Consider the following 16899-nt stretch of genomic DNA (forward strand, 5'->3'; position numbering starts at 1 on the left):
ATATAAGCAAATTATTTAATAATTGTTTTACCTGTCATTTCTTTCGGTTGTTCCACATTTAAAAGTGTAAGCATTGTTGGAGCGATATCTCCTAAAATACCACCTTCACGAAGCTCTACATCATTTTTTGTAACGATGAAAGGAACCGGGTTAGTTGTATGAGCTGTCATCGGCTCGCCATCAGCAGTTAACTCCTGATCGGCATTACCATGGTCAGCAGTAATAAGTGCTACACCATCTTTTGCAAGAATCGCTTCTACAACTTTTCCTAAACATTCGTCAGTTGCTTCTACTGCTTTAATTGTTGGTTCCATCATCCCAGAATGGCCAACCATATCACAGTTTGCAAAGTTAAGAATGATAACATCATGTTTATCATTTTCGATTTCATTTACTAAAGCGTCCGTTACTTCGTAAATGCTCATTTCAGGTTTCAAGTCATACGTTGCAACCTTCGGTGAGTTAATTAAGATACGCTCTTCTCCTGGGAATTCAGCCTCACGACCACCGCTAAAGAAGAATGTAACGTGCGGATACTTTTCGGTTTCCGCGATGCGAAGTTGCTTTAATCCCGCTTGCGCAACAACTTCACCTAAAGTGTTATCAAGGTTCATTGGCTTGAATGCCACGTAACCATTTACAGTTTCACTGAAGTGTGTCATACATACGAATTCTGGAATGTGAGGTACTTTTTCACCACGATCGAACTCACGGAAGTCTTCGTTTGTAAATACACGAGCAATTTGGATTGCACGGTCTGGACGGAAGTTATAGAAGATAACTGCATCATCATCATTGATTGTTGCAACTGGCGTGTTATCTTCGTTAACAATTACAGACGGCAATACGAATTCATCATAGATACCGTTCGCATAAGAGTCTTCTACACACTCTTCTGCTGATTTATAAGTAGGGCCTTCACCATTCACCATAGCACTGTAACATTTTTCTACGCGATCCCAACGCTTGTCACGGTCCATGGAGTAATAACGACCAGAGATAGTCGCGAATTGTCCTACTCCTGTTTCTTTAATTACTTCATTTGCTGCATCGATATAACCTTTTGCTGTTTGTGGTCCAACATCGCGGCCGTCTAAGAACGCATGGATATAAACTTTCTCCACACCTTCTTTTGCTGCTAAGCGAAGAAGAGCAAACATATGGTTCATGTGACTGTGCACACCACCATCAGAAAGTAAACCGAATAAATGAAGAGCAGTACCTTTTTCTTTTACGCTTTTAATTGCATTTTGGAATGTTTCGTTCTGATCGAACTCACCTTCACGAATTGCAACGTTTACGCGTGTTAAGCTTTGATATACTATGCGGCCAGCACCAATATTTAAGTGACCAACCTCAGAGTTACCCATTTGACCTTCTGGAAGACCTACTTCCTCACCACAAGCTGTAAGCGTTGTATGAGGGAATTTGTTCCAGTAACCATCAAAATTAGGTTTCTTAGCTTGTGCTACAGCATTCCCGTGAGTTTCTTCACGAAGTCCGAAACCGTCAAGGATGATTAAAGCTGTTGGCTTTCTCATTTTACCGCCCCCAGAAGACCTAAGAACGAAGCAGGCTCTAAGCTAGCACCGCCAACTAAAGCGCCGTCGATGTCAGATTGTGCCATATACTCTTTAATGTTTTCTGGTTTTACGCTACCGCCGTATTGAATACGAACAGCTTCTGCAGCTTCTGGAGAAACAGCTTCTGCAACAACTTTACGGATGTGCGCACATACTTCATTTGCATCTGCAGAAGAAGAAGATTTACCTGTACCGATAGCCCAGATAGGCTCATAAGCGATAACAGTTGCTTTAACTTGCTCTTCTGTTAAACCTGCAAGTGCTTTTGTCACTTGACCTGCTACTAGATCAAATGTTTTTCCGCTTTCGCGCTCTTCTAAAGTCTCACCACAACATACGATTGGTGTTAAACCATGTTCAAATGCTGCTAGAGTCTTTTTGTTTACTGATTCGTCTGTTTCAGCAAACATTTCACGACGCTCAGAGTGGCCAAGTACTACGTAGCCTACTTTTAAGTCGCTAAGTGCTACTGGGCTAATTTCGCCAGTGAATGCACCATTTTTTTCGAAGTGCATGTTTTGTGCACCTACTTGTAAATCAGTTCCTTCAGTTGCTGCTACAAGGCGCTCTAAGAATAGAGCTGGAGAGCAAACTACTGCATCAACAGCTGAAGCTGCTGGGATTTGACCTTTAACTTCCTCTACGAAGCTAACTGCTTCAGATAGAGTTTTATTCATTTTCCAGTTACCTGCGATAATTGGTTTACGCATGCTTTGCACCGTCCTTTTTCTTTGGCTGCTACTTATTTGTCGTTAAGACAAACTACACCTGGAAGCTCTTTACCTTCCATGAATTCTAATGACGCACCGCCGCCAGTAGAAATGTGGCTCATTTTATCAGCCATACCGAATTTTTCAACAGCTGCTGCAGAGTCACCACCGCCGATAACAGAGTATGTATCTTCTGCATCTGCTAATGCTTGTCCTACTGCTTTTGTACCTTCTGCGAATGGAGTCATTTCGAATACACCCATTGGTCCATTCCATACAACAAGCTTAGAGTTTTTAATTACATCTGCATAAATTTCACGTGTTTTAGGACCAATGTCTACGCCTTCCCAGTTAGAAGGGATAGAGTCGATACCAACGATTTGAGTTGTTGCAGTTTCAGAGAATTCCTCAGTGATTACAACATCAACTGGCATGTAGAAGTTTACGCCTTTTTCTTTTGCAAGTTGCATAAATTCTTTAGCTAGTTCAATCTTGTCGTCTTCACATAGAGATAGACCAATTTCATGACCTAAAGCTTTAACGAACGTGTAAGCAAGTCCGCCACCGATGATTAAGTTATCTACTTTGTCTAATAGATGACGAATTACACCGATTTTATCTTTTACTTTCGCACCACCAATAATAGCTGTAAATGGACGTTCTGGGTTAGAAAGTGCTTTACCTAATACATCTAACTCTTTTTCCATTAATAGACCAGATACTGCTGGTAGGTAGTCTGCGATACCTGCTGTAGAAGCGTGAGCACGGTGAGCTGCACCGAATGCATCGTTTACGAAGATGTCAGCAAGTGCTGCAAATTCTTTCGCAAGTTCTGCATCGTTCTTTTCTTCGCCCGCATAGAAACGTACGTTTTCAAGAACTAATACGTCGCCTTCGTTCATTGCTGCAACCATTTCTTGTGCAACTGGTCCGAATGCTTCGTCTGCTTTTTTAACATCTTTACCAAGAAGCTCGCCTAAACGTGCTGCTACTGGAGTAAGACGTAATTCTTCTACCGCTTGACCTTTTGGACGGCCTAAGTGGCTTGCTAAAATAACTTTCGCACCTTGCTCTACTAAATATTGAATTGTAGGAAGAGCTGCACGGATACGAGTTTCATCTGTAATTTTGCCTTCTTTCATAGGTACGTTGAAATCAACGCGGCAAAATACACGCTTACCTTTTAAATCTACGTCACGAATTGATTTTTTGTTCATTGGATTTCCCTCCGACTACTAGTTAGGATTGACAAAACCCATTCAAAAGCTTAACACATTTGCTTTTAAAACGAAAGAAGAGAGAGAGGGAACAAACCCTCTCCCTCGTTTTGTCATTGATTGCTTATATAATTAAGAATTAAAGACCTTTAGAAGTCATGTAAGCTGCTAAGTCTACTACGCGGTTAGAGTAACCAGTTTCGTTATCGTACCAAGAAAGTACTTTAACCATGTTACCTTCCATTACCATTGTAGATAATGCATCGATTGTAGAAGAAGCTGTACATCCGTTATAGTCGATAGATACTAATGGCTCTTCGCTGTATCCAAGGATACCTTTTAATTCGCCTTCAGCTGCTGCTTTGAATGCTGCGTTTACATCTTCAACTGTTACTTCTTTGTCAAGTTCAACAACTAAGTCAACAAGAGAAACGTTAGCAGTTGGAACACGTACAGCGCCACCGTTTAATTTACCTTTAAGTTCTGGTAATACTAATGCTACAGCTTTAGCTGCACCAGTAGATGTTGGGATCATGTTTTCAGCTGCTGCACGAGCACGACGTAAATCTTTGTGTGGTAAGTCTAAGATTTGTTGGTCGTTAGTGTAAGAGTGAATTGTTGTCATCATTCCGCGTTTTACGCCGAATTTTTCGTTTAATACTTTAGCGAATGGAGCTAGACAGTTTGTAGTACAAGAAGCGTTAGATACTACGTTGTGGTTAGCTGCATCGTATTGTTCGTGGTTAACACCCATAACTACAGTGATATCTTCGTCAGAAGCTGGAGCTGAGATGATAACTTTCTTAACTGATCCACCTAAGTGTTTTTCAGCGTCTGATTTTTTAGTGAAACGGCCAGTAGATTCTACTACTACTTCTACTCCGTAGTCGCTCCATGGTAATTGAGCTGGGTCACGCTCAGCGATAACTTTAATTTCTTTACCGTTAACAACGATGCTGTTTTCGTTAGCAGATACTTCTGCATTTAAAGTTCCGTGAACTGTGTCATATTTTAAAAGGTGAGCTAATGTTTTAGCATCTGTTAAGTCGTTGATTGCTACTACTTCTACCTCAGAGTTGTTAAGAGCTGCGCGGAATACGTTACGTCCGATACGTCCAAATCCATTAATACCAATTTTAGTCATTTGAATTTCCTCCTTGGGGGATTATATTAAAGGGTAAAACCCTTTGTTAACTGTTTTGCTGCACCTTCATCTGTAATTAGAATTGAAGTGTGCCCTTGTTTAATTACAGCCTGTATTGCTTTTGCCTTTGAAGAACCTCCAGCGACTGCAACAACGTGAGATACATTTTGTAAATCCTCTAATTGCATACCAACTGTTCTTACTTTATGAACAACATTTCCTTCTTCATTAAAGTAGTAACCGAAAGCTTCACCAACTGCTTCGCTTGCTTGAATCTTTAACCAATCTGCTTCCGAAGTACTTCTGCGACGTGCCATTGTTAACGCATCACCTATTCCATGAATGACGATATTGGAAGATCGAATCAACTCAAGAACTTCTTTCACGGAAGGCTCTGTCACAATAGACGCATATGCTTCGCTACTAACATGGTCTGGAACATACAATAAGCGATAATTACTCATCGTATTTTGCGCCATCTTGGCACAAATGGTATTGGCTTCTAATTCAACACCTTCTCCGATTCCACCACGTGCTGGGACAAATAGCATATGTAAATCTTTACAATCAAGTTGCATCATGTCCGCAGCAGCAGCTAGCGTAGTTCCTCCAGCCACAGCAACGATATTATTCGCTGTCAGACGGTCTTTTATACAAGTCACACAAGCACGGCCCATCTCCAGTTTGACCCAAGGTGATTCATCACTATCACCAGGGACAACGAAAACTTCATCCAAGTCTAATGTTTCCTTAAGTTGCTTTTCTAAAACCTTTAACCCGGAAATTTCTTTCATAAAGTCTTCCAAAGCAAGAACTAAAGCTGTTCCTTCTTCTGTCAAAGTCATTCCAGAAGAAGCGACGTGAACTAAGTTTTGTTCTTTCAAAACTTGAACTTCACTTCGCAATACTCGTTCTGTCATACCGAGGCTTGCTGATAAGTTTCTTCTTCCAATCGGCTGCATGAGCCTAATGTATTGAAGAATTTGCATTCTCGTTTGCATAACAGGTAGCAGATCAGGTAATAATTTTTTTGTGTTCTGAATCCATGAGCGCATATCTTTTCTCCTCACTACATTGGTTCATTTTTCCTCGGTGGTCACTTTACGTCCCGTAGTGACATTTTGTGTCCCACATAGGTTAAAAAAATAATCCCTGCTACGTGTATTATTGTAACAGGAGATAGAAACTTATTCAACTCTTAACTGCATTCTTTATATAGTTTATTATGACACCTTTGTGAATGTTACCATATTCTACTTGTTTTCCGTCTATTTCTACAACCGGAATCATTAAATGATATTTTTCTAAAAGGTCATTATCTTCATATATATCTATTTCCTCGATTTGAAAAGAATATTCACATTGTACTTCCTGCAAAACTTGTTTCGCCTGCACGCAAAGACCACAATTCTTTTTTGTATACAGCACAACTTTCATCTTCTTCACCTATCCGATTGTTTTTCGCAATGACGAAGCTGGGATATGCATTTGTTCTCTATACTTCGCCACCGTTCTTCGAGAAATAACAATTTCATGCTCTTCTTCTAATAATTTTGAAATCTTTTGATCTGAGAGTGGCTTTTTCTTATTCTCTGCTTCCACAAGCGTTTGAATAAACTGTTTCACTCGCTTCGTTGAAACTGCCTCATCCTCTGTCGTCGAAACTGCATTACTAAAGAACGATTTCATCTCAAATAAACCGTGTGGCGTTTGCACATACTTATTTCTTGTTGCACGACTAATCGTAGACTCATGCACACTTAGCTCTTCCGCCACCTCTTTTAAAGCGAGCGGCTTCAAATACGCTGGACCTTCCCAAAAGAAATCACGTTGTTTTTCCATAATAATCGTCATCACTTGCAGAAGTGTTTGTTTTCTCTGTTTCAAACTGCGCATAATCCATTGCACATGCTGATACTTTTCTGAAACGTAAGATGCTACTTCACTTTCACTATTATTAAGAAGCGCACTGTACTCAGAGTGAATTTCAATTCTCGGCATATTTCTCTCATTCATCTGTAAAACGAGGCGATCGCCTTCTTTTTTCACTGCCATGTCAGGCACAATATACAGTGGTTTATCCGAAGAATACGCAAGGCCCGGTTTCGGCTGCAATGATGTAATACAGTTCACCGCCGATTGTAATTCTTCATTACTACACTTCAGCACATGAACGAGCTTTCGCCAATCCTTCTTCACGAAATAAGCAAAGTGCTCCTCTACAATATCTTCCGCTAATCCATCCCTTCTTTGTAAGCGCTTCAATTGCAAGGTTAAACATTCCTGAATATTACGCGCTCCTACCCCTGCTGGCTCAAGTGATTGAACAATCTCTACAGAGCGATCGACTACATGAATATGCGCAGAAAGGAGATCTGCTAATTCTTCATTCGTTTCTTGTAAATACCCATTTCCATCCATGTTCATAATAATGAAAGAAGCTATTTTTCGCTCTTCTTCTTCTATTTTATAATACTGTATTTGATTTAATAAATGTTGCTGAATCGTTGTAGAATCCACACTGTAGATTTCCATCTGATTCTCGACTTGTTTGCTGGTACTTTTACTGTTGTTAGAGCTCTTCTTCTTCTCCCTCTCAAAACCACCTAACTCAATAAGGGGATTCTCTAACGATTGCTCATACAAAAACTCCGATAATTCTTGTACATTATACTGAAGCATTGTAATCGCTTGCCTTAACTCTTGTGTCATTGCCAAACGTAAGCTTTGTTCTTGTAAAAGACTTGCCTTCAAACTAATCTCCCCCTTGTTTCTATTGTACAATAAGTTTGGTAAAAGGAGAATCCTCACGCAGACGCCCATTCCAAAATATTATTAATTTATATGTATTAATGATATTTACAACTTACAACCGAAATTTGAATAATATTGAAAGAAAATAATAAGTTATAAAAATTATTATCAAGTACTAATAGTAAATCTTATTATCAGATATAACAAGAGGGAAATAAAAAAAGTCCTAACCTACAAAACGTAAGTTAGGACTTTTTGACGCGCCCAGAGGGATTCGAACCCCCGACAGACGTGGTACCGGAAACCACCGCTCTATCCGACTGAGCTATGGGCGCATGATTATAGAAAACACTTCATTTTCTTCTCATAATAATAGCAATAAAATCCATCTAAATCAATAAAAATATCCCCGTAATACCTTATACATCTTAGCTAAAAGCATATAAAATCTATTCAACCCCTAAATTTTCCAATCATAAATTCATCCCAACTCACAAATTATAATCTTTGAATTGATATTCCAAAGGGGGCTTCATTCAATGACTGTAATTACGAAACTAAAGCAAACTGTTTCTGGATTAAAAAGTGCACAAGCTAGCTTAGAGGGATTCGCTCTTGATACGGATAACCAACAAGCTAAGCAACTTTTCCAAACAGCTGCGCAGCAAACACAAACGATTATCGATTCTTTAAACCCACGCGTTGAAGAAGTCCAACAAGAAGAACCACAATACTCACAGCAATAACAAATCAGTCTTGCTGTGAAATAGAAAAAGGATGATATGCAGTCATCCTTTTTCTATCACATTACATATTGCAATAGAAATGGAATGATAATTATGCGAAAACTCGGTCTCATAACCGCATTATTTGCACTTCTATTTAGCTCTTTTACTGGATGTGATAATAGTCCTTTAGATAAAAAAGTGAAAGAAGAAGCAAAACGAACGGAGAAAGAAAAAGGTCCAAAGTTAACAAAGACGAGTACAGAATCCTTTAATCAATCTATATCACAAGGAGCGAAGAAAAGAGCTCTCGCTATGGATGAAATTATAAAAAGCACAGCAGTGAATTCAAATTTAGATCTCTACATAGCAGTTACACCTGAGCATCACGAAAGGTTTGGATTAAAACCTCTTCGTAAAAAGCTTCAAAAGCAGCTAAGTGATGAGCATCCTACTTTCGATGTTCGTGTCAGTACAGATAAAAAAATCTTTATGTTACTCGAAAAACTCGAAAGAAAAATTAAGGAAAAAGAAGTATCTAAAGATGAAATTAATAAACAATTAAAATTCATTGGTAAAAAAATGGAGTCTAACACTTAACGCTTTTTAAAAGAAAAGGAAGGATTGCAATGTCTAGTAAAGATAAAAACTTAACCCCTGTACAACAGGAGTATAAAAAATTCGAACAAGAACGCGAACCGAAACGACCTGTCTTAAAAAATTGTATAAAAGCCTTTTTCGTCGGTGGTTTTATTTGCTTCATCGGTCAACTCATTTCTACTTTTTATATCACATATTTTGATTTCACTGAACGCTCAGCAGGAAATCCGACAGTCGCAACTCTTATTTTCATTTCTATGTTACTAACTGGATTTGGTATATACGATCGTTTTGGACAGTTTGCTGGTGCTGGTACAGCTGTACCTGTTACTGGATTTGGTAACTCTGTTATTGCCGCATGTATTGAGCATCGAACGGAAGGATTTGTCCTTGGCGTTGGCGGCAATATGTTTAAACTAGCGGGTTCTGTTATTTTATTTGGTGTATTTTCGGCTTTTGTCATCGCACTTATTAAAACGATTCTCGTTCAATGGGGAGGGCTATAAATGTTACAAGGACACCGAACGTGGGTATTTGAAAACAAACCAGTCATTATTTCAACAGGAGTCGTTGGTGGACCTTTTGAGGCAAAAGGGAAAATCCCAGAAGACTTCGATATCCTTCATGAAGATTTATGGCTCGGACAAGATTCCTATGAAAAAGCACATAAAATTTTATTCGAAGAAGCTTGTAGCCGGGCTACTGAAAAAGCAGAACTTCGTAAAGACGATATTCAATTCGTACTCGCAGGAGATTTAATTAATCAAATTACCCCTACAAGCTTTGCTTGCCGCACACTGGGCACTCCTTATCTCGGATTATTCGGGGCTTGTTCTACTTCCATGGAAGGTTTAGCACTTGGGGCAAGTATCGTAAACGCAAAGGGCGCAAAATATTTATTAACTGGTGCCTCAAGTCATAACACCGCTGTAGAAAAACAGTTCCGCTATCCTACCGAATATGGTGGACAAAAACCACCTACTGCACAGTGGACAGTAACTGGCGCAGGAGCCGCTATTTTAAGCGATACTGGGCACGGCCCTAGGGTAACATCTGCCACAATCGGACGAGTCGTTGATATGGGATTAACGGATCCGTTTAATATGGGAGGCGCAATGGCTCCAGCTGCCGTCGACACAATTGAAGCTCACTTACGCGAACGTCAAATTGATGCCTCTTACTACGATTTAATTGTAACAGGCGATCTCGGACATGTAGGACGCGAAATTGCTTATGACTTACTACATAAACACGGAACAAAAGTAATGAGCGAACAGTTTCAAGATTGCGGACTCCTCATTTATAGAGAAGGACAGCCTGTCATAGCCGGTGCTAGTGGACCAGGATGTTCCGCAACCGTCGTATACGGTCATTTATTAAATCGAATGAAAAGAGGAGAGTTCAAAAAAATACTTGTCGTTGCGACAGGTGCTTTACTATCTCCACTTACATTCCAACAAGAAGAAACGATTCCGTGTATCGCTCACGCCGTTTCAATTGAATTTGGAGGTGCAACGCAATGATTTTTTTCTGGGCTTTTGTCATTGGTGGACTCATTTGTGTAATTGGACAACTTATGTTTGATGTTGTAAAACTAACACCAGCTCACACAATGGCAACACTCGTCGTTGCTGGAGCTATATTAGATGGATTTAATTTGTATGAGCCATTAATTGATTTCGCTGGAGCCGGGGCAACTGTACCTATTACAAGCTTTGGTAATGCCCTCGTTCATGGCGCAATGGAAGAAGCTGCAAAACATGGCATCGTTGGCGTTATTACCGGCATGTTTAAAGTAACGAGCGCCGGTGTATCAGCAGCTATTATTTTCGGCTTCATTGGAGCATTGTTATTTAAACCGAAAGGATAAGAGGTGTTTATATGACTGTTATCGCTAGCGTAAAAACTTGCCTTGCTAGTGTAAGGGGCGCTCAAGCAAGCTTAAGTTCCCTTTCACTAAATTCTACAGACGATGAAGCTAAACGCGTATTTCATGAATGTATGTTAGAAATGGACAGTGTCATCGCTGATTTACAGGATAGAGTTTCAGTATTAGAACGTGAAGAACCTCAATATAAAGGGTTTTAAGTAGACTGGAGGAAATGACTATGTCTCACCTACCGGAATGGACACTTGTCATCCTTCGCTCTGTATTCATATTAATTATTTTATTCACTATTACAAAGTGCTTAGGAAAAAGGCAAATCTCTCAGCTTTCCTTTTTTGAATACATAGCGGGAATGACAATCGGTGATATCGCTGCTCAAATAGCTACAGGGCTTGATCAAAAGTTTTTCCACGGTGTCTTTGCAATACTTATTTTCGCCTCCGTACCTTTTTTCGTTGGAATTCTTTCCTTGAAAAACAAAACTGCTAGAGATTTCTTTGAAGGAAAATCTACAGTGTTAATAAAAGATGGAAAAGTACTTGAGGATAATTTAAAGAAAGAAAAATATACAAGTGATGAGTTACTTGAGCTTCTTAGAGGAAATGGTGCATTCAGTATAGCTGAAGTCGAATTTGCTGTCTTAGAACCGAGCGGAGAATTAAATGTATTATTAAAGAAAGATTCTCAGCCACTTACTGCAAAAGATCTCGGTTTAAAAGTGCCAAATGAAAAAGAACCACAAACTGTTATTATGGATGGAAATGTACTAGATGAACCACTTTCAGCAAGCGGGCATAACCGCGCTTGGCTACACTCTGAACTAGAAAAGCTCGGTGTTGTTATCGAAAATGTTTTTCTCGGTCAAGTAGATTCATACGGACAACTTACTATCGACATTTACAATGACAAACTACAAATGCCTTCTCCTCAAAATAAGCCTTTATTATTAGCATCTTTAAAAAAATGTCATGCTGATCTTGAACTATTTTCTCTAGAAACAAAGTCGAAATCAGCAAGCGAAATGTATAGTAAAAACGCGAAACAAATCGAAAAGATTTTAAATAGAGTTACCTATCTTTTAAAAGACTAATTATCGAAAGAACGCTTCAGTTAACAAGCGTTCTTTTCCTTTTTCTCCAGTTTTCATAACGTTTAAATTTATGTAATTCGGTTATGATGTTGAAGATACATAAGCAGGGAATTTCGAAAACATAGCGAATATTTCATGGTACAACTACATATTTTTTTGATTTAAAGTGGTTTCGTTTGACCTTTATTGACCATAATTGTATTATAAGACTAAGAAAGCTTTAGAAGGAGGAAATAACAGATGAATTTAATTCCTACAGTAATTGAACAAACAAATCGTGGAGAACGCGCTTACGATATTTACTCTCGACTATTAAAAGACCGCATCATTATGCTTGGTAGTGCAATTGATGACAACGTAGCTAACTCAATCGTTTCCCAGCTTTTATTCTTGGAATCTCAAGATCCAGAAAAAGATATTCACATCTACATCAACAGCCCTGGTGGTTCTATCACAGCAGGTATGGCAATTTACGATACAATGCAGTTTATTAAGCCACAAGTATCAACAATCTGTATCGGTATGGCTGCATCTATGGGTGCATTCTTACTTGCAGCAGGTGAAAAAGGAAAACGTTATGCACTTCCAAACAGTGAAGTAATGATTCACCAACCACTTGGTGGAGCACAAGGTCAAGCGACTGAAATCGAAATCGCTGCAAAACGTATCCTATTCTTACGTGAAAAACTAAACCAAATTCTTGCTGACCGCACAGGTCAACCACTTGAAGTACTACAACGCGACACAGACCGCGACAACTTCATGACAGCAGAAAAAGCTTTAGAATACGGTTTAATCGATAAGATCTTTACAAACCGTTAATTAATTTAAAGCGGAAGCGGCTCGTTCAGAATCGCAGGGCGATGGAGCACCTGATTCCGAGGCGCTTTTTGCCTCGAATGAAGGGGCGAAACGACCGGAGATTCTAGCCGCTGGAGCTGGATATACTAAAAGCGGAAGCGGCTCGTTCAGAATGGGAGGAGGATGGAGCTTCTGACAAAGAGGTGCTTTTTACCTCGGCGGAAGAAGCGAAGCCACCGACCATTCTAGCCGCTGGAGCTGGATACATTTAAAGCGGAAGCGCCCTATAATTGGGCGCTTTTTTATTATCATATACCTCCGTCTGTATACCCCATCCAGTATCCCTCTAAATATATCAACGATTTTTCAATTATATCGAACAAAACTCAAATTATATCAACGATTTTTTTAATATATCAACGGTTCGACACAACATATCGATTTACCGACAATCTCCGACAAGGACAAACCAGCTAAATACCCCTCCCCGCTAATCCGCACAAACAACAAAACAAAAAAACTATCGCATATACGCGATAGCTCTTTATTGTACATATGCAGCTAATGCTTCTAAAGCCTCTTCTGCATCTGAACCTTCTGTTGTAATTGTTATCATGCTTCCAGTTCCAATTGCTAAGCTCATAATCCCCATTATGCTCTTTGCATTTACTGTCTTTCCATCTTTCTCAATGAAGATATCTGCATGAAAGCGATTTGCCTCTTGTACAAACAACGCAGCCGGACGTGCTTGTAAACCGTTTTTTAATGAAACCTGAACTCGTTTTTGAACCACAGCTCCATTTCCCCTTTAACCTCTTATTTTTTTGCTACCGTTTCCCCCGCGCGTAATTTCTCTGCAATTTCATCGATTTTACGCAAACGATGATTAATACCCGATTTACTAATTTTCCCCCCGGATACCATCTCACCTAACTCTTTCAATGTTACATCTTGATAATCTCTTCGTAGCTGCGCAATTTCTCGTAGTTTATCTGGCAATATATCAAGACCAACCGTCTCATCAATATAGCGGATATTTTCAATTTGCCTTAGCGCTGCACCAATTGTTTTATTTAAATTAGCTGTTTCGCAGTTCACTAAACGATTTACGGAATTACGCATATCACGTACGATTCTAATATCTTCAAATCTTAAAAGCGCATTATGAGCACCAATAATATTTAAAAATTCCGTAATTTTCTCCGCTTCTTTCAAATACGTAATGTACCCTTTTCTTCTTTCCAGCGTCTTACTATTTAAATCAAATCCGTTCATTAGTTCACATATAGCATCATTATGTTCCTTATATAACGAAAAGATCTCTAAATGATAAGATGATGTTTCTGGGTTATTTACTGAACCACCTGCTAAAAATGCACCGCGTAAATACGATCGTTTACAACACTTCTTCTCAATCAATTCTTGTGATATATTTCGAATAAATGAAAAGTCATCTCGCACGATATGAAGATCGGCTAATATTTCGCGAGACTTCTCAACAAGCCTTACGATATATACATTATTTTTCTTCAATCGCATTTTTTTACGAACAAGCAATTCTACCGTTACGTCATATCCCTTTTTCAAAAGCGTATAAATTCTTCTTGCAATTGCCGCATTTTCTGTTTGAATATCAATAGATAGACGACGGTTTGAAAAAGAAAGCGATCCATTCATTCGAAGTAACGCTGATAATTCAGCTTTTTCACAGCATTCCTTCATTTCAAGGTTCGTCAGCTCTTTCTTTGTTTCTGATGCAAATGACACAGTCAACACCTCCTTATACGATTATTATGGAACAAAATTCTTGTCCTATATGAATGAGGAGCGCTACCTCAAACGAGGCAACGCATATTTATAACAATGAATATAAAATCGAAGCTAACTTTAACGTATCATGCCTTACAACACGATCATCATACTTCGCTAATCCACCTTGAATGACATCAATATTATTTTCAGCAAAACGTTCTTCATCCACTACAACTGGTGTAGACATTTCTTCCTCATATAACTTACGTAATTCACAAGGAATATCACGGTTATTTACAATTGCAGTATTGATAAATGGTTGCCCTAAATGATCGTGTAACGCCTGCACATGATCAAAAGCAGTATATCCCATCGTTTCACCCGCTTGTGTCATAACGTTACATACATACACCTTATTCGCCTTTGCAGCAAGAACAGCATCCCCAATTTTATTAACAACTAAGTTGGGTAATATACTTGTATACAAACTTCCTGGACCGAAAACGAGTAAATCAGCTCGTTTAATCTCAGCCAACGTTTCATGCAATGGCTCTACATCTTCTGGAGTTAAAAAGACACGATTAATCTTCTTTCCGTAATAAGGAATCTTTGATTCGCCTGTTACAATTTCTCCATCTTCAAGTTCCGCATGAAGTACCGCACTTTGATTCGCTGCTGGTAATACACGTCCTCTGACATTTAATACTTTACTTGTTTCCGTAATTGCATGGAAAAAGTCTCCTGTAATTGAGGTCATACCTGCCAACAATAGATTTCCTAACGCATGACCTTTCAGTCCGTCCCCTGTTGTGAAACGGTGCTGAAATAAAGCTTCCACCAGTGGCTCTACATCCGATAACGCAACAAGTACGTTACGGATGTCACCTGGAGGTGGAATTTCTAGCTCATCACGTAATCTACCTGAACTGCCACCATCATCAGCGATTGTAACAACTGCTGTAATATCAACAGGATATTGCTTTAATCCTCTTAATAAAACAGAGAGTCCAGTTCCGCCTCCCATGATAACAATTTTAGGCTTTCTCTCTTTTTTCATCCCTTAATGGCCCTTTCTCTTCTCCACATCACGATGAGATACATGAACACTATACTCTGGTTTCAAATGTTTCCCAAGGTATTCTGTAAGCGTAACAGAACGATGCTGTCCACCTGTACATCCAATTGCAATTACAAGTTGACTTTTGCCTTCTCTTTTATAATGAGGCAACATGAAAGTAATCAGATCCGTCAACTTCTCTAAAAACTTATGTGTCTCATTAAATTTCAGTACATACGAAGAAACTTCTTCATCTAGTCCTGTTAATGGCTTCATATGTGGAATGTAATATGGATTTGGTAAAAAACGAACATCAAATACTAAATCTGCATCAATTGGAATACCGTACTTAAATCCAAATGACATAACATTTACACGAAATGCTTGCTCAGTTTCTGTTGAGAACAAGTGAACAATTTTTTCACGTAATTCTTTCGGTTTTAAATCCGATGTATCAAGCACAATATTCGCTCGTGCCTTCATATCTGTTAATAAATCGCGCTCTGCTTCGATTCCCTTTAACGGCAAACCAGTTGGTGCAAGTGGATGCGAACGTCTCGTTTCTTTATAACGAGTTACAAGCGTACTATCTTTCGCATCTAAAAATAAAATATGAGGAATAATCCATGTACGTTCTGATAAATCATCAAGCGCTCCCCATAAATGTTCGAAAAACTCGCGGCCACGTAAATCAATACCAAGTGCCACTTTATTCATTTTCCCTTTTGAATCCGCCATAAGTTCAATAAACTTTGGCAATAACATCGGTGGCAAATTATCTACACAAAAATATCCTAAATCTTCAAAACTTTGTAAAGCTACTGTTTTTCCAGCTCCAGACATCCCTGTAATAATTACCATTTTTATATCATTATTCTCTGTCATCGTATCCTCTCCTTGACGGTTTAACTCGGATCTAATCGATATGAAAGCAACTCAAAATCTGGGGTATATACAAATGTACCGTAGATTATGCCATTTCCTTTAATTAAGTAATCAATAATGTGATAATCTCCTGGCGCCATTGCTAAATCATCAATTTTGTCAAATGTATGCCAACCAATGATGCCTTCTTCGCTCTCTAGTTTGTTTTCTCCTGCAAAATCTGTCGCTAAAAAGGAGAACATCATCCATTCAGAAACAACTTTATCACCTTCTTGGATGACAAAGGTGAAGACCCCCTTTAACGCTGGGTTTTTCAAATAAATACCTGTTTCTTCACGATACTCGCGAACAACGGAATCTCTTACAGTCTCACCACGCTCCATTTTCCCGCCTGGTGCAACCCACCAATTTCGGCGAGGTTTTTGGAGTAAGAGTACTTCATTATCTCTAATTAACACACAGTTTGTCACTCTTTGCATGTTTCTTCACCTCAGCTACTTGCAGTAAAATTCCTCACTGCATACTTCTTTCATTATACTATCAAAAACAGTTTGCTACAACGAAGGAGCCAGTCCTCTTTCGTTAAGCATATGCTACTCAACAATTTTAAAAAAGCTTTCTATAACAAGCGATGTAAATGCTTAGACTTTCAATGAATAGCATAAAAAATCCCCTTAACGATTTTTATCGCCA

The 16899-nt window shown here is 38.9% G+C and carries 20 protein-coding genes and 1 tRNA gene; 8 read left to right on the forward strand and 13 right to left on the reverse strand.

What is annotated here, in order from left to right:
* Window positions 1–11 precede the first annotated feature (11 nt).
* The 8 genes from gpmI to ACYFX0_RS16275 form a co-directional block, all read right to left on the reverse strand.
* Window positions 12–1541 (reverse strand): 2,3-bisphosphoglycerate-independent phosphoglycerate mutase, encoded by a 1530-nt coding sequence (gene gpmI / locus ACYFX0_RS16240; protein WP_001231141.1) that lies wholly within the window; start codon window positions 1539–1541, stop codon window positions 12–14.
* Window positions 1538–2293: a triose-phosphate isomerase gene (tpiA, locus tag ACYFX0_RS16245; protein ID WP_001231042.1), complete on the reverse strand. Its 756-nt coding sequence runs from the start codon at window positions 2291–2293 to the stop codon at window positions 1538–1540. The genes gpmI and tpiA overlap by 4 nt, the downstream gene beginning before the upstream one ends.
* Before the next feature lie 32 nt (window positions 2294–2325).
* The gene (locus ACYFX0_RS16250; RefSeq protein ID WP_001036332.1) at window positions 2326–3510 is read right to left on the reverse strand and encodes a phosphoglycerate kinase; all 1185 of its coding nucleotides are present in this window, start codon (window positions 3508–3510) and stop codon (window positions 2326–2328) included.
* 139 nt (window positions 3511–3649) lie between these two features.
* Entirely contained in the window at window positions 3650–4654 is a 1005-nt protein-coding gene (gene gap, locus ACYFX0_RS16255) for a type I glyceraldehyde-3-phosphate dehydrogenase (RefSeq protein WP_000161234.1), read from the reverse strand.
* Window positions 4655–4680: 26 nt separating this feature from the next.
* On the reverse strand, window positions 4681–5709 hold the full coding sequence (gene cggR / locus ACYFX0_RS16260; protein WP_001258185.1) for a gapA transcriptional regulator CggR: 1029 nt from the start codon (window positions 5707–5709) through the stop codon (window positions 4681–4683).
* A 136-nt stretch (window positions 5710–5845) separates the two neighbouring features.
* On the reverse strand, window positions 5846–6091 hold the full coding sequence (locus ACYFX0_RS16265; protein ID WP_000869737.1) for a glutaredoxin family protein: 246 nt from the start codon (window positions 6089–6091) through the stop codon (window positions 5846–5848).
* 9 nt (window positions 6092–6100) lie between these two features.
* Window positions 6101–7408, reverse strand: coding sequence for an RNA polymerase factor sigma-54 (gene rpoN / locus ACYFX0_RS16270; protein ID WP_098829169.1), 1308 nt, complete (start codon window positions 7406–7408; stop codon window positions 6101–6103).
* 259 nt (window positions 7409–7667) lie between these two features.
* Window positions 7668–7743 (reverse strand) — tRNA-Arg (locus ACYFX0_RS16275).
* Between the two features lie 204 nt (window positions 7744–7947).
* On the opposite strand from ACYFX0_RS16275, the gene ACYFX0_RS16280 reads away from it, so the two are divergent.
* The 8 genes from ACYFX0_RS16280 (at window position 7948) to clpP (ending at window position 12533) form a co-directional block, all read left to right on the forward strand.
* Window positions 7948–8154, forward strand: coding sequence for a DUF1657 domain-containing protein (locus tag ACYFX0_RS16280; RefSeq protein WP_000216166.1), 207 nt, complete (start codon window positions 7948–7950; stop codon window positions 8152–8154).
* Between the two features lie 93 nt (window positions 8155–8247).
* A complete protein-coding gene (locus ACYFX0_RS16285) occupies window positions 8248–8733 on the forward strand; it encodes a YhcN/YlaJ family sporulation lipoprotein (protein WP_001228545.1) in 486 nt (161 codons plus the stop codon).
* 29 nt (window positions 8734–8762) lie between these two features.
* A complete protein-coding gene (spoVAC, locus tag ACYFX0_RS16290) occupies window positions 8763–9239 on the forward strand; it encodes a stage V sporulation protein AC (RefSeq protein ID WP_000095399.1) in 477 nt (158 codons plus the stop codon).
* A complete protein-coding gene (spoVAD, locus tag ACYFX0_RS16295; protein ID WP_000938953.1) occupies window positions 9240–10256 on the forward strand; it encodes a stage V sporulation protein AD in 1017 nt (338 codons plus the stop codon). It abuts the gene before it with no gap.
* On the forward strand, window positions 10253–10603 hold the full coding sequence (spoVAE, locus tag ACYFX0_RS16300; RefSeq protein ID WP_000575924.1) for a stage V sporulation protein AE: 351 nt from the start codon (window positions 10253–10255) through the stop codon (window positions 10601–10603). Before spoVAD ends, spoVAE begins: the two co-directional genes overlap by 4 nt.
* Window positions 10604–10614: 11 nt before the next feature.
* Window positions 10615–10821, forward strand: coding sequence for a DUF1657 domain-containing protein (locus tag ACYFX0_RS16305; RefSeq protein WP_000215916.1), 207 nt, complete (start codon window positions 10615–10617; stop codon window positions 10819–10821).
* A gap of 20 nt (window positions 10822–10841) precedes the next feature.
* Window positions 10842–11711, forward strand: coding sequence for a DUF421 domain-containing protein (locus tag ACYFX0_RS16310; RefSeq protein WP_000018932.1), 870 nt, complete (start codon window positions 10842–10844; stop codon window positions 11709–11711).
* Between the two features lie 240 nt (window positions 11712–11951).
* Complete coding sequence (clpP, locus tag ACYFX0_RS16315) at window positions 11952–12533, forward strand: ATP-dependent Clp endopeptidase proteolytic subunit ClpP (protein WP_001049162.1); 582 nt, start codon at window positions 11952–11954, stop codon at window positions 12531–12533.
* 523 nt (window positions 12534–13056) lie between these two features.
* On the opposite strand, the gene ACYFX0_RS16320 is transcribed toward clpP, so the two are convergent.
* The 5 genes from ACYFX0_RS16320 to ACYFX0_RS16340 all read right to left on the reverse strand — a co-directional run bounded on the left by ACYFX0_RS16320 (window position 13057) and on the right by ACYFX0_RS16340 (window position 16685).
* Window positions 13057–13305, reverse strand: a complete 249-nt coding sequence (locus ACYFX0_RS16320) for an HPr family phosphocarrier protein (RefSeq protein WP_000250307.1) — start codon at window positions 13303–13305, stop codon at window positions 13057–13059.
* Window positions 13306–13328: 23 nt separating this feature from the next.
* Window positions 13329–14279: a DNA-binding protein WhiA gene (gene whiA / locus ACYFX0_RS16325; RefSeq protein ID WP_000006563.1), complete on the reverse strand. Its 951-nt coding sequence runs from the start codon at window positions 14277–14279 to the stop codon at window positions 13329–13331.
* Between the two features lie 88 nt (window positions 14280–14367).
* The gene (locus ACYFX0_RS16330; RefSeq protein WP_000712190.1) at window positions 14368–15321 is read right to left on the reverse strand and encodes a gluconeogenesis factor YvcK family protein; all 954 of its coding nucleotides are present in this window, start codon (window positions 15319–15321) and stop codon (window positions 14368–14370) included.
* Window positions 15322–15324: 3 nt separating this feature from the next.
* The gene (gene rapZ, locus ACYFX0_RS16335) at window positions 15325–16206 is read right to left on the reverse strand and encodes an RNase adapter RapZ (RefSeq protein ID WP_000138458.1); all 882 of its coding nucleotides are present in this window, start codon (window positions 16204–16206) and stop codon (window positions 15325–15327) included.
* Window positions 16207–16226: 20 nt separating this feature from the next.
* Window positions 16227–16685 (reverse strand): NUDIX hydrolase, encoded by a 459-nt coding sequence (locus tag ACYFX0_RS16340; protein WP_001190080.1) that lies wholly within the window; start codon window positions 16683–16685, stop codon window positions 16227–16229.
* Window positions 16686–16899: the final 214 nt, after the last annotated feature.

Source organism: Bacillus sp. NEAU-Y102 (genome assembly GCF_054788175.1).